At 58.3% G+C, this 12,990-nt stretch carries 12 protein-coding genes and 2 pseudogenes; 3 read left to right on the top strand and 11 right to left on the bottom strand.

Annotated elements, in window-relative coordinates; translation table 11 throughout:
- The first annotated feature begins 179 nt into the window (after positions 1-179).
- Positions 180-470: a hypothetical protein gene (locus BLT09_RS33985; protein WP_126057644.1), complete on the top strand. Its 291-nt coding sequence runs from the start codon at positions 180-182 to the stop codon at positions 468-470.
- Here BLT09_RS33985 and BLT09_RS34700 read toward each other — a convergent pair.
- From BLT09_RS34700 to hisC, 5 genes are all read right to left on the bottom strand, one after another.
- Complete coding sequence (locus BLT09_RS34700; RefSeq protein ID WP_187331497.1) at positions 467-802, bottom strand: DUF6894 family protein; 336 nt, start codon at positions 800-802, stop codon at positions 467-469. The genes BLT09_RS33985 and BLT09_RS34700 overlap by 4 nt on opposite strands.
- Before the next feature lie 44 nt (positions 803-846).
- Complete coding sequence (locus BLT09_RS35260) at positions 847-1,092, bottom strand: helix-turn-helix domain-containing protein (RefSeq protein ID WP_236473428.1); 246 nt, start codon at positions 1,090-1,092, stop codon at positions 847-849.
- A complete protein-coding gene (locus BLT09_RS35265) occupies positions 1,062-1,640 on the bottom strand; it encodes a Crp/Fnr family transcriptional regulator (RefSeq protein WP_236473429.1) in 579 nt (192 codons plus the stop codon). The genes BLT09_RS35260 and BLT09_RS35265 overlap by 31 nt, the downstream gene beginning before the upstream one ends.
- Positions 1,641-1,741: 101 nt before the next feature.
- A complete protein-coding gene (locus BLT09_RS28340) occupies positions 1,742-2,776 on the bottom strand; it encodes an LLM class flavin-dependent oxidoreductase (RefSeq protein ID WP_091599482.1) in 1,035 nt (344 codons plus the stop codon).
- 27 nt (positions 2,777-2,803) lie between these two features.
- A complete protein-coding gene (gene hisC / locus BLT09_RS28345) occupies positions 2,804-4,000 on the bottom strand; it encodes a histidinol-phosphate transaminase (RefSeq protein ID WP_091599485.1) in 1,197 nt (398 codons plus the stop codon).
- Between the two features lie 1,183 nt (positions 4,001-5,183).
- On the opposite strand from hisC, the gene BLT09_RS28350 reads away from it, so the two are divergent.
- Entirely contained in the window at positions 5,184-5,717 is a 534-nt protein-coding gene (locus BLT09_RS28350; protein ID WP_029356553.1) for a peroxiredoxin, read from the top strand.
- Between the two features lie 69 nt (positions 5,718-5,786).
- Complete coding sequence (gene rpoN, locus BLT09_RS28355; RefSeq protein ID WP_091599489.1) at positions 5,787-7,220, top strand: RNA polymerase factor sigma-54; 1,434 nt, start codon at positions 5,787-5,789, stop codon at positions 7,218-7,220.
- On the opposite strand, the pseudogene BLT09_RS28360 reads toward rpoN, so the two are convergent.
- The 6 genes and pseudogenes from BLT09_RS28360 to BLT09_RS28380 all read right to left on the bottom strand — a co-directional run bounded on the left by BLT09_RS28360 (position 7,217) and on the right by BLT09_RS28380 (position 12,827).
- A pseudogene (locus tag BLT09_RS28360) lies at positions 7,217-7,815 on the bottom strand (nitrogen fixation protein NifQ). The gene rpoN and the pseudogene BLT09_RS28360 sit on opposite strands and share 4 nt — an antisense overlap.
- Before the next feature lie 14 nt (positions 7,816-7,829).
- A complete protein-coding gene (locus BLT09_RS28365) occupies positions 7,830-8,882 on the bottom strand; it encodes an LLM class flavin-dependent oxidoreductase (RefSeq protein WP_091599492.1) in 1,053 nt (350 codons plus the stop codon).
- A gap of 138 nt (positions 8,883-9,020) precedes the next feature.
- Positions 9,021-10,622 carry an SDR family oxidoreductase gene (locus tag BLT09_RS28370; RefSeq protein ID WP_091599495.1) on the bottom strand — a complete coding sequence of 534 codons (1,602 nt, stop codon included), beginning with the start codon at positions 10,620-10,622 and terminating at the stop codon, positions 9,021-9,023.
- A 148-nt stretch (positions 10,623-10,770) separates the two neighbouring features.
- On the bottom strand, positions 10,771-11,358 hold the full coding sequence (locus BLT09_RS28375) for a nuclear transport factor 2 family protein (protein ID WP_236378846.1): 588 nt from the start codon (positions 11,356-11,358) through the stop codon (positions 10,771-10,773).
- A 138-nt stretch (positions 11,359-11,496) separates the two neighbouring features.
- Positions 11,497-11,619: pseudogene (locus BLT09_RS35270) on the bottom strand (ferredoxin); the annotation flags it as partial.
- A 29-nt stretch (positions 11,620-11,648) separates the two neighbouring features.
- Entirely contained in the window at positions 11,649-12,827 is a 1,179-nt protein-coding gene (locus BLT09_RS28380; RefSeq protein ID WP_164746650.1) for a cytochrome P450, read from the bottom strand.
- Between the last annotated feature and the right edge of the window lie 163 nt (positions 12,828-12,990).

The raw sequence follows: 12,990 nt of genomic DNA on the forward strand, positions 1-12,990 counted from the left end.
GCCGTTGGCGCGCCACCCTGCCTGCCCACCCATTAGCTGGCAACCCTCGTCTCGGATGTGATTCAGAATGCCGCAGGCAAACATGCTTTGTCCTCGATAGGACGCTCTGGTTGCCGTGGGCGGACGACTTCTTCGGAAAGCGCGACGACGGCACGGGGTCCGTTATAGGCAGGCTCTCCATGCTGATGCAGCTCGAGACCCTCAGGGTTACTCGCCGCGCCGATGGCTCTCATGGCCAAGGCCGACGGCTCACGAAAATATGTCGGGGCCGCGGTGATCGGTCTGAACCGCGCCATGAAGGAACGGCTCTACGAGCGCGTCGCCGGATGCCCGGCCGGGCGCGCAAAGGAATTCCGATCAAGAAGCCGAACGCGCAGTGGATCAAGCCCGGCCTGGTCGGCCACATCAGCTTCCTGAAAGGCGAGGGCGGGCTGCGCCATGCCACTCTGACCGATGTTCGAGAGGACTAGTCGGCCCCGCAGATCGGTTCACCGGAAGGCATCCGAGCTGGCGCTCGGCGTTTTTTTAGCGCTTTGGCTGTTCGGGGTCGTCTGAGACAAACGACCCCGATGACCACGTCCATAACAGCTTCCAAGAGCGGCTTGCTGTCTTCGTCGCGGGCTTCAACGGTAAGGCGGCGGCAAATGACGGTGGGGGTGACTTCCCGCGCATAGTCTGTCAGCGCGGCGAAAGCCTCGAGCCTGACGGAATCCATGCCGCCGGCTAACCATGTCCCTTCAGTGTCGGAAAAGAGCCGATCATTGTTGCGTACGTCAAAATAATTAAGGGAAAGGGCGGCCATGTGATCTCCTATGGGCTCACTGCTGTCGAGGGTCCCTACAGCCTTCAGCGGAGTGGACTGCTACCGATAAGCCTTTCGTACTCGGCTTCCGGTGGGCCATAGCTGCCATCGGCCAGTTTGATCAGTCCTTCCCAATCACGGATGACGATCTTGCCGCACGTGGCGCGGATCAAGCCATTGCCTTCCAGGACCTCGATGGCGACGGTTACGCCCGGCCGCCTCACGCCGAGCATGATCGACAGGAATTCGCGCGTGAGTTTCAGCTCGGGGCCAGCGCGATCCTCACACAACAGCAGCCATCGGACGAGACGGCTTTCGAGCCCCTGGCGGGCGTTCGCGTGAGAGCGGTGTAGCTGGTCTGCACCATCAGGCATTGCACGAAGCGCAGAAGAAACAGCCGCAGGGTGGGACTTTGCTCGAGTGCCTCATGAAAGGGGGCTATCGGAATGCGCATCGCCTCTCCGGCGAGCTGGACGACGCAATCATGCGGCGCCAGATTGTCGCCGAGGACGACAACCGTTCCTGTCATGCCTTTGTGGCCCAGAATGCCGGCTTCGGCATCCCGGCCGGGCGCCATTTTGGCGATGATAGAGCCGAAGCCCTCCTCTATGAAGTACACGAAGTTGATCGGCCTGCCTTGCTGTTCAAGGCGATCGCTCAGTGCCAGTTCGACGTGCTCCAGATCCGGCGAGAGCAGGGACCCATCCTGCTGGTCGAGCAGGCCAAGAAGTCTGTTTCTGTATGGGGAATTTGCGGAGTGCGGCACTGCAACCGTCGCGGCAGGAATGTCATCGGGACTGAAATGGGCGAGGGCTGCAGTATCGCGGTCGGCGACCAAGCACCGGCCTAGTGTTTACGCCTGACACAAGAGTCCGGCCCCCACAACCGTTTCGGAATGAGCAGCAGCGCTGCCGCTGCTCCTCCAATCACACAACGGATTCACGATGCGGCAACTCGAGCCATGATTTCGGATCGAATGGTCGATGCGGTGTATAGCGAGGCATCCAGCGGCAAATCCCCAAATGCCAGTTGACACAGAAGATAATTAGCACCTGCCTCTTCCAGCTGATCAAGGAGAGCTTTTCGGACAGAAGCTGCCGTTCCCACGACGCACAATTCACTTTCAATTGCTGCATCGAAGTTCAAAGGCAAGTTTGGTGGAGTGGGAATGGCATTTAGTTCGTATAGAAATTTGAAGCTCTTGAGCCATCGTTCATAGGCAGGTGCTGCGAGCAAATACGCATCTGTTTCAGAACGCCCTATCACCACCATTCGGAGCAATCCAAGAAATGGCGCTTGGTGGCCAATGTCAGCATCGTGAATTCGGGCGGCGCGGAACGCGTCGGTAACGCTGCGAACAGAAGTGGAAGGTCCGACGCAGGCGATGTTTGCCCCATTCGCGGCGGCCCAGCTAGCCGGCTCGGGTCGATTGGTGGCGATCCATGTCGGCGGCTGGGGATATTGGTGAGGTCTCAACGTCAGCGGAACGTCTTTCAACTCAAAGTGGCGGCCCTCATAAGAAAGCGTCCCGCCTTTCATCGCATTGATGAGAATCTCGCTGGCCTCCGTGTACTGTTCTGGTGCTGCTTCTACAGCAACCCCGAAGTATCCCAATTCAGTCGGAGCAGAGCCGCGCCCTATGCCGAGTTCAAGCCTGCCGCCGCTCAACTGATCAAGCATGCAGATCTCCTCGAAGGCACGCAGCGGATGATAGAGCGCAAGTAGCATTACCATGGGACCAACACGAAGACTGCGGGTTCGCTGGGCGACGCTCGCTAAGAACAAATTCGGTGATGGACCTCTGCCATGTGGCGTACAGTGGTGCTCTGCGAGATGATACGCATAAAAGCCATAGCCATCGCACGCTTCTGCTAGGCTCAGCCGATCTGCATATTGTTGGGCGATGTCATCGCCGTTTTCGTCCAGATGATCGAAGATGCCGAAGGTTAGGCCCGAAGCGAAAATTTTCGTCAATTAATTATTCTCCAAATTACCTATGATTTATCCACTATTGGAAACATCATAACTTATAACACATCGACACTTATTACTTAATACATTTCCAATGCAATGTGAATTGACTTCATGCTTGCGCACACCGCGATTCCTCTTAAAGTTCATACAGACGTGTTTGGCGGCAGCAAGGAATTTGTCCATCTGCTCTGTGCTACCAATGCTGACGCGAATGCAGTTCTTCAAATCTATGTCAGGAAAGCTGGCGATGAGGATCTTCTGCTCTTTCAACGCGGCTTGCCAGCATGAGCCCTCCTGTCCCGCCGGCACACGGGCCAGCAAAAAGTTTGCGTGGGAGGGTGTTACGGAAAAGCCAAGTTGCAACAGCGCCAGGGTCACTCGCTGTCGTTCATGCTTGATGTGCCTGTGGTTCTCTTCGTAGGCGTGGCGATGCGCAAGAATGCTTTTCCCGACCGCCTGCCCGATCACGTTCATGTTGAAGACATTCTGGATGTTGCGCAGCCTGCCAATGATTTCTGGGTGACCGAAACCGAAGCCGACTCGCACGCCAGCGGCAGCATAGCTCTTTGAAAAAGTCCTCAAGATCAAAAGATTCGGATGTCTATTGACGAGGCGCAGGGCATGGTCGGGTGCGAAGTCAACGTAGGCCTCATCCAAGACGATCAAGCGATCTGCTTGCTCCACAAGGCGTTCGATTTCGGCCACCGGCACGAATGTTCCGGTCGGATTGTTCGGATTAGCCAACAGAATGAACTTCGCGTCTTTTGCGGGGCCGGACAGAAGTTTTTCTATCGGCAGGGGATGAGCTTCGCTCGATGCGATTTCGAGAAACTCGGCACCCTGTAACATGGCAAGTTTACGGTTGAACGAAAATCCGGGCGACAGCATCGCCACTGTATCTCCTGGGGCGAGGAAAGCTCTGTAGATGAGTCCGAGCAGTTCCGACGAACCGTTGCCGGCAATCACCTGATCTTTGGAAAATCCGTAAGCGTCGGAGGCAGCTGCCCTTAAGCTGAGATTGTCGTCTTCCGGATAAAGATAATGGTGTTCGATCGCAGCAATTGCACTTTGCATTACGCTCTTCGGCAACGGAAACGGGTTCTCGTTCGTATTTAGCTTAACGTAATTTGCATCCGTCGCTGGTCCGTTGGACGAGAGAGCATCTAATTTGCTGGCCACCGGCGAGAAGAGCGAAAGCACGGTCTTCAGTTTTGCATCGCACATGTTCTTCTCCGTTTTTCAGTCCCGCAGGGCATGTGACATGAGGCAATCGTTGATCGTGACTTGATCGACGTTCGGCTATGTCAGCGCTGCCTTCCCACCTTGGTGGGATCGCCGACCACGGTTTGGATTTGACACCGGGAAGCTGTCGAGAACCTGATGACGACCCAACGTGTGGCCGACGGCCGATTCGGCGCAACAGACGGTGTTTCAACATCGCATCGTCGTCAAAGCCGCATGCAGGGCCAGCACGACAGCCCGCCTCCAGCGCCCGCAGAAATAGGTGGAAACCGAGGTCTTGCCGAACCTCAGTTGCTCTGCCACCTCGCCCACCGGACTGCCCTGTTTACGGGTCAGGCGCAGGATCGTCCGGGTATCTTTGACGCTCGTTCGTCTTGCTTGCTTCCGTCTTGGCATGGGCTCTCTCGGTTCGCTGATGAGAGAGCCAAATACCGGCTCATCTGAGCATGAGACGCGGGCCTGACGATATGGAGCGTCTCTGGTGGCGCGCGTAGCCAAGAGGGTTCGCCTCGCTGGCGGGGCATGCAAGACGGCGCACCTCCTTGGCTATCCTGTCCCATCGTCTCAACGACTTCGCAGAGGTTGATATTCTGCAGTGACTTTCGTCTCGCTGCTGCACGGCATTGACGCTGGGAGCCATGCTCGCGTGGCGCAATTGTGCTGAAGAACGGTGCCCACGGCAACGTTTCTTAACCCGCCCCAGGTCCTGGCGTTTGGCTAATTTCCGACATTCGTGTCCGGCTTCGGACAAAGGCCGGGTTTGCCGAACGGAGTCCCACCCAATTTCCAGTGCTGCTTGAGCAATAATATCGACCGGCATTACTGCACAACACGAAAGTTGCTGCAAAAACCGAAGTGAACCCAAGGCATGGGGTCAATTGGCATGGCGCTTGCGACTCGGTCGCTAGAACGCAGTCAAAACCACGGTTGGAGACCATGCCTACCTCTCAAAGCTCGATAAAGCACGCGAGCAAACATTCCCCGTCCCCGCGGAAAACTGGAAGCTCGTCGCCGTTAAACGTCCCTGCTCGGGGGCGGTCTTGCACAAGACTGGTCCGAGGCAACCACGCCAGGGCGAAAGGCTGCCGGAACTGTCCACCGAAGTCGATGCCGCTTCAGTTTAACCGAAAAATGCACCGTACCACTTTGGCCTGGGAGCAAATCAATGACCGATAGAAAGAACGTTCCTCTCGTGACCTTTCGCACGCGTGTTCGCGATGAGTCGATCGGGGGGCCAAATCCTTATCGGTGGGAGAACAAGACCTCCGACGATTATTTCGGGGGCAAGCGCGTTATCCTGTTCTCGCTGCCTGGCGCCTTCACCCCGACCTGCTCGACCTTCCAACTGCCCGATTTCGAAAAACTCTATGATCAATTTCTGGAACTGCGAATTGACGCGATCTACTGCGTCTCAGTCAACGATGCTTTCGTCATGAATGCGTGGGGAAAGTCCTTGGGGCTGCAGAAGATCGAGCTGATCCCAGACGGGTCGGGCGAGTTCACGCGCAAGATGGGCATGCTGGTCGCGAAGGACAATCTGGGCTTTGGCATGCGCTCCTGGCGATACGCCGCTCTGATCGACGATGGCGTGGTGGAGCAGTGGTTCGAGGAGGAAGGCTTCTGTGACAACTGCGAGACGGACCCCTATGGCGTTTCATCCCCGCAAAACGTTCTCGACAAACTGAAGGCGGCGGCATGACCCAGAAGTGGCAAGTCTCACACAACCCCAGCACACACTAGAGCCTCCTCGGCAGATTACCGGTTCAACATGCATCTCTCAGCAAGCCTGCTTCAACGCCAGAAGCAACGTATGGTCTTATCGCCTCAAGCCATTGAAGCTATTCGCTTGCTGCGATTGACGCATACTGAACTCCATCAGCTCGTGGAGCAGGCACTCGAGAAGAACCCCGTTTTGAAGCCTGACCCGTTTGACGACGTTTCGCCGCTGTCAGGGGTGGATCAGCGGAGCAGTCAAAGCAGAAGCGAAATCGGCGAATCGCCCATTGGCGGGCCGTCTGGCGGGCGCGGGCAATGGAAGTCGCAACGCAGTAGCGGCAACGATCGACCTGCCGTCGAGGAGTTTACCGCCCACACCGAAACATTGCACGACCATGTCGCCCGCCAGGTCGCCCTCACCCCGTTCACCCCGCAGGAGCGGCTGATTGCCGGACAGCTCGCCGCCCATCTGGAGGACACTGGCTATCTTCAGGTAAACCTTTTCGATCTGGCCGGGAGGTTAAACGTTCGGCAAGCTGATGTGGAACGGGTCATCGGAATCTTGCAGCAATTTGATCCGCCGGGGATTTTTGCGCGAACTCTCAGCGAATGCCTGGAGATTCAGCTGCGCCAGCAAGACCGGTTCGACCCGGCTATGGCAGCTTTGGTCGCCAATCTCGAGATGCTTGCACGGGGGGATTTTCAGGGATTGAAGCAGCGTTGCGGAGTCGACGAGGAGGATCTCCTCGACATGAGGAACGAAATCCGCGCGCTCGATCCCAAGCCTGGAGACCGGTTCCAGTCCGGGACGCCGGAAACCATCGTACCGGACGTCTGGGTAATGCCCAAGTCCGAAGGTGGATGGCGGGTGGAGCTTGATCCGGCCACGCTGCCCAAAGTGTTGATCAACCACACCTATGTCGCCGAAATCTCGCAGCTGACCAATCAAAATCCGGAAGGCAAAGCGTTTCTCGACCATTGCCAGGAAAAAGGGAACTGGCTGATCAGCTGTCTCGAGCAGCGCGCTAAGACGATCCTTAAGGTTGCGACCGAAATCGTGCGCCAGCAGGATGCCTTTTTTACACACGGCGTCGCCCATCTGCGGCCTCTCTGTCTCAAAAATGTCGCTGACGGGATCAAAATGCACCAGTCGACGGTAAGCCGGGTGGCTTCGAACAGGTACATGTTAACTCCGCGCGGGGTGTTCGAGCTGAAGTATTTTTTCACAGCGACAATCGCATCCTGCGAGGGCGGCGACGCGCACTCCGCCAAATCTGTCCGCCATCGGATCAAGGCAATCATCGCCGAAGAATCGCTCGACAAGGTACTTTCCGACGAAGACATCGTTGCTCAGCTCAAGCAGACCGGCATCAATGTCGCTCGCCGTACCGTCACCAAATATCGCGAGGCGATGAACATCCCTTCCTCCATACTACGGCGCCGTGATAAGCGGTTGTCCGCAGCTGCGATCAAGCGAAGTGACTAACCGGCATTCCTGGTCGGCGAGAGGCGACTCTCAACTTCCTCCGGGCCGAAGCAGCTTTCGAAGTCATGGCATTCCCGACAACTGGGTGCAGTGCATGACGAAAAGCCTTCGGCCTCACACAGCTTGCGGTAAAAGTACTTTTTCCATTTCATGTTTCTGTGTTGCCTGCCGCCAGCGCGGGAAAATGTCTGGCAAGCAGGCGGCTGAGCTCAGCGCGATTTGAGAGGCCAAGATCCCGCCAAAGATGGTCCGTGCGCATCGCACGCCGGGCGATGATCTTGGCCAAGCGGGCGCTCGCCGGGTCGCCCGGCGCAGCATGCGCTAGCAGCAGCCGGCGCAGCAGCTCCTCTTCCAGTTCCGGCTCGGGCTCGCTCAACTCCTCCAAAGCGAATACGCTGCTGGAGGTAGACGGGAAAGTTGCGGCCAAGACATCACGCAATTCGACAGACGAAAGGCCTGTCCCCTCCGTCGCCAACACCTCGCCCGCCTGGACCTCCTCAAGCGAACGCGAAAGCACGCAGGGCAGCACATGCTGATCGAAGCTCCTCCCTAGCTCGGACCCACGCCATTGCGCGCGTGGATAGGCAGCCATCATCGTAACGGCCGGCTTCAGCTTCCGGCATGACAAAGCGCCTTGTTGACCGCAGGGATGATCTTGTCGCCCCAGAGCTCGATCTGGCGCAGCATCGTCTTTTGGTCGAAGTCGCCCAATTGAGTCTGAACTGCGATCTGGTCCGGTTTCAAGACATCGATCTCTTCCAGCAGGCGATCAATCACGCGATTTACGCTGCCAATCGGCAAATTTTTGCGCATGGTCTCGAAGGACAGATCCTGCTGGGTCGGTGTCTCCTGCAGCAGGTAGCCATCGTGGCTCTGTTGGCGGCGCTGATGCAGGGCTTCAGAAAGCCGGCGCTGGAAGCGGGCATTGTCGAGATAGCTGTTGATCTCCAACTCGTCGTGGCTGGCATAGCAGCAGCGCAGCAGCGATATCTTGACGTCGGTGACGTTCTTTTCCTCGGATGCCGCCGCCCTCTCGACTGATTCACGCAGTGTGGTCAAAGTCTCTAAGCCGTCGTGGAAGGCTGTGACAAAAAAATTGTGCCCCTCGCGGTAGGCCCGAGCCATCCGTGCGGCTCCGCCAGCGATCCAGATAGGCGGCGTCGGCTGCTGGACTGTGCGGACCGAAATCGCTGTTGGGGGGATCTTCTCATACTGGCCGTCGTGTTCGAAGACGTTTTGGTTGAGGCCCTTGAGAATGATGTCCAGGTATTCCGAAAAGACGGCCGGCGCCTCATCGATGTCCACGCCGAACCGTTCGAACTCGAACTGCTGGTATCCCAAGCCTACGCCGAGCTCGAGACGGCCGTTCGCAACGATGTCGGCGAAGCCGATCTCGGACAGCAGGCGCTGCGGTTGGTAAAGCGGCAGCACGCAGACGGCAGTGCCCAGGCGAATCGTGCTTGTCAAGCCGGCGCAGTGCGCCACCATCATCAGCGGGGATGGTATGAGGCTGTAATTGTTGAAGTGGTGCTCAGCAAACCACGCGGTGTTGAACCCAGCCTGCTCCGAAGCGACGGCCTGTTCGATGGAGTTGCGGATGACGCTTTCTGAGGATTGGTGATAGCCACGCTGGGCGGCCAGAATGAAAGTGGCAAATTCCATGATTTCTCCTCGTTATAGACACGTCAGCCGACCGGGAATGTGCTCGGCATGCGCATGCTTGGATCTCAAGCACCTCGGGTGCGTCGTGGAGCCGAGGCTTCATAATGCTCGGCCGGTCGCCCTGCGAATGCCTGGCAATTAACCTGCGGCCTCCGCAAAACATTCGTCATAGAGTTCGCTGGCGTTTCCCGCATCACCGAACGAGGTCCAGCCGCCGTCCACGTAGAGGATCGAGCCGTTGATGTATGAGGCGTCAGACGAAGCAAGGAAGAACGATGCATCTGCGACGTCTTCTGGCCGTCCCATCCTGCCCATGGGGATGCGTCGTCCGATTGCTGCCAGGTCGATGCGGCCGGCTTTGGCCAACTGAGCAAGTGCGGGCGTGCGGATGTGGCCAGGAGCGACGGTGGCTGTCCGAATTCCGACCGGGCCGAGTTCGGCCGCCATGCAACGGGTCAGCATATCCATCCCCGCCTTGGAGGCGCCGTAGGCATGGCGCGGCGCGAACGGCAGAAAGCTGTCGATCGACCCGAGATTGAGGATCACGCCGCCCGGGCGCATAGCCTTGATCGCTTCGCGCGCGCAGGTGAAGGCGCCGGTAAGGTTGACATCCAGGACGTGTTCGAGCTGTTTCGACAGTTGCTCGATCGCAGGCACAATCCTGTCGGCGGTATCAGCACTATTGACCAGAACATCGATATACCCGAAGCGTCGCCTCAGCTCTTCGAACATCGACACCACATCGCTCTCGACGGCCACGTCCAGCGATTTCGCCAGATGCTTGCCGGGGAGCGATGTAGCCAGCTCTGCCGCTGCAGTGCCATCTTTATCAGCAATCACGACGGTGTCGCCGTTCGCGGCAAAGCGGCGAGCGACGGCCGCGCCAATGCTTTTTGCGCCACCGGTGACGAGCACGATTCGCGCATCTGTGCATTCGGCCGGACAGGAGAGCTCGGCTTGGAGCGCACTATCCACCGGCGGGTGAGCATCCCCCGGCTGGTTGAATGACATCCAGCCTCCGTCGACTGCCAGCACCGAGCCGGTGATGTAGCGCGCCTGCGTGCTGCTCAGAAAACGCACGACCCTGGCGATCTCGTCGGGGCGAGCCAAGCGCCCCATCGGCACGCGGCGGCGTATCGCCGCGAGGTCCATTTTGCCAGCGCGTGCCAGTTCTGTGACCATTGGGGTGCGGACGGAGCCCGGCGCCACCGCCGTGACGCGGATTCCTCGCATAGCCCACTCGCACGCAAGGGACTTTGTCAACGAGATCACGCCAGCTTTCGAGGCTGCGTAGGCGTTGCGCCTGGGATTGCCGACCACGCCCGCCATCGAAGCCACATTGACGATCGCACCGCCCGGCCTCATGCGCCGCGCCGCTTCCCGGGCCATAACGAATGGCCCAATAAGGTTCACTGTCACGCCGCGTCGGAAGGTATCGACAGCGGTGTCGATGATCCTATCCATCGTGGGTCCAACCGCCGCATTGTTGATGAGGACATCGATTTGCGCGAACCGTGCTTCGACCTGGCCGAAAAGTGAGAGCATGTCCTTCTCTCGCGACACATCGCACTCCAGACCGACGTGCGGCGACCCGAGATCCCGAGCCAGTTCAACCACACCACTGCCCGGAAGGTCCACCGCAACTACAGTGTCTCCGTCCGCGGCAAGGATATCGACCAGGGCACGGCCGATCCCGCCCGCGGCGCCTGTGATGATTACGGTGCGTGCTGCCAGTTTCACGAGAGCTTCTCCACGATGACCGCTTGTGATCTCAGCCCATCGACCTTGGGCGGAATGAAGGGTCGAGCCAAATCGTTGCAGTGACCGCCAGTTGCGGCCCCACACAGATCTCAATCCCGCAAGGCGCTCATCCTCCATTTCTACCCACTTATGCAGCTCCCAGTTGGGGACCCTCGACGCCATCTTGGTCGGTGGGGATGTGACGCTTGAGCAGCTGGTAGATGGGATCGTCTGGATGTGGTGCTCCAATCGGCTGTCGCCGGCCGAACCTATCTGCCTCAAGAATCGCTGGCGGGATTTGCTCCTCAACCCAATCGTAGACGACTGTCCGTTCCGCAATTCGCCACTCGTCCTGCCTCTTCTGAAACAGATCGCAGTAACGGCCGCAAAGCAGCGTCTGACGTATTTCTTGGTCTGTATCCGGTCCGCGTTGCAGCGCGGTGAAATAGCTCTCGACCGCGGCCTCTGCTGAACTGATGAAGTCGATCAGGCTGTTCGTGATTTGATGGATGTTACGCTGCCCCGGCAGACCGAGAGCAAATTGGATGAAGTCCTCTGCCGGTCCGCAATAGGGACCGTGCCTGTCATACGCTTCGGGCCAGTATGCGCTACGCAGCGCCGCCTCATCGGCGCGGTCTATCCCGCGGCAGTACCGATACAGGCAGTTGCGGATCGCCTCTCGGTCACGCAGTTCGGTAATTTTCGCGTGGTCGACAGGTTCTGTCGCGAATTGTATGATTGTTTTGTCCTTCCCGACGCCAGTCTGCACTTTGCGTGTGTCTCTCTCTACAATTGAGTTAGCGGGGGGCTCGTCAACTTCCAGAGCTTGTTCGGGGCAGGCTCTTACCCCTTGTGAGGCAAGCAGTTGCTCCCCATCGGCAACATCAATATCACCGGGCAAGATGTAGCCGTCGTCATCAAGCTTGAAGACTCTCGGCGCCCGCGCCAAGCAGCGCGCATGACCCTGGCATCTGGCTTTGTGTACGATGACACGCATAGCGAACTCCAATGTCGTTGGCGGAAACTTCAGGACCAGTCCAGGATCAGATTCTCGATCCCGAACACATGGCCGCCGAAGGTGATGGGTTCAGTCCCTGTCTTGATCCGAAAGGCTGGGATGCGCGCCAGCCACTCCTCCAGGCCAATGACAATCTCCCGCCGGGCAAGGTGTGAGCCAAGACAACGATGGGGACCATAGCCAAAGGCAGCGTGCCGGTTGTCCTCGCGCGCCAGATCGATCTCATTCGGGTATTCGAATTCCGCCGGGTCACGATTGGCAATCATCGTGGCACAGGAAACATAGTCTCCCTTGCGGATCGGCGCGCCTTTGAAGTCGACATCCTTCGTTGCCACTCGGATCATCTGAATGGTCGAATAGGCGCGCAGCAATTCTTCCGCGGCGACGGCAATCCGGTCCGGTTCGCTTCGTAGCAATTCCTGATCTTTGGGGTTGCGCGCGAGATGGGCCAAGTCGAAGCATATGGCTGCTGAGACCGTGTCGAGCCCCGCGACGAACACAAGCACGCCGATGCCACGGACTTCTTCGTCACTGAGCAGACGGCCCTCGACCTTTGCCTTCACGATGAAGGTCATGAAATCATCGACCGGCTCCTTGCGGCGCTCGGTGGCAAGTTCGTCGATGAAGGCCACGATCGTCCGGGCTGCGGGTGGTCGTTGCTCCTTATCGCCGTGGAGCAGATCTCTAGCCCAGCCGACAAATGTTTCTAGTCCGTCGTCCGAAAGCCCAATAAAGCGAAGGAAGATATTGACCGCGAACGGAACTGCAAAATCCTTCATGATGTCGCAGCTCGTGCCTGATGCGGCGATCCTGTCGATCAGCTTGATCGCTCGTTCCCGGACAGCCGGCTCCAATGCCATTACCCGCTTTGGCGAAAGCAGCGGATTGAGCAGTGAGCGAAAAACACCGTGGAATGGCGGATCGAGCTCAAGCGGGATCATCGGCCAGCTCTCGCCGAGCACAGAGGCGAAGATGCTGCGATGGCTGGAAAACGTTTCGGTGTCCTGCAGCACCCGGCGCTGGTCGCTCGCGCGAGTGATGACCCAGGTACCCCGACCGTCGCGCGTGTTGCTGGTTGAATAAAAGATCGGAGGCCCGGCATGAACGCAAGCAACCGCTGCATGCGGATCCCCGTTGGCCGTCGGCAACATGCCGGGCGACGTAAACAGGCTGAAGTCCCTCACCATTTCGGGCGGGACATGATCTGGAACCGGCCGCGATTTAACCGCGCCAGAATCGAGAGACCGTTCATGAGATGCTGTCGGCATTTGCATGCAATCGTTGGTGCAAGCTCCGTGCCGAATTCGTCTTTCGATAATCCTTGCCGTTTGCTGGGCAACAGGTGGCGCC

It is taken from the genome of Mesorhizobium muleiense, from assembly GCF_900099905.1.
GTDB classification, from domain to species: Bacteria; Pseudomonadota; Alphaproteobacteria; order Rhizobiales; family Rhizobiaceae; genus Mesorhizobium; species Mesorhizobium muleiense.

Excerpts from the sequence above, each read along its gene's own strand:
- BLT09_RS33985 (WP_126057644.1), top strand. The coding sequence starts at position 180 with ATGCTGATGCAGCTCGAGACCCTCAGGGTTACTCGCCGCGCCGATGGC.
- hisC (WP_091599485.1), bottom strand. The coding sequence starts at position 4,000 with ATGTGCGATGCAAAACTGAAGACCGTGCTTTCGCTCTTCTCGCCGGTG.
- BLT09_RS28380 (WP_164746650.1), bottom strand. The coding sequence starts at position 12,827 with ATGGTGAGGGACTTCAGCCTGTTTACGTCGCCCGGCATGTTGCCGACG.
- rpoN (WP_091599489.1), top strand. The coding sequence starts at position 5,787 with ATGCATCTCTCAGCAAGCCTGCTTCAACGCCAGAAGCAACGTATGGTC.
- BLT09_RS28350 (WP_029356553.1), top strand. The coding sequence starts at position 5,184 with ATGACCGATAGAAAGAACGTTCCTCTCGTGACCTTTCGCACGCGTGTT.
- BLT09_RS34700 (WP_187331497.1), bottom strand. The coding sequence starts at position 802 with ATGGCCGCCCTTTCCCTTAATTATTTTGACGTACGCAACAATGATCGG.
- BLT09_RS28365 (WP_091599492.1), bottom strand. The coding sequence starts at position 8,882 with ATGGAATTTGCCACTTTCATTCTGGCCGCCCAGCGTGGCTATCACCAA.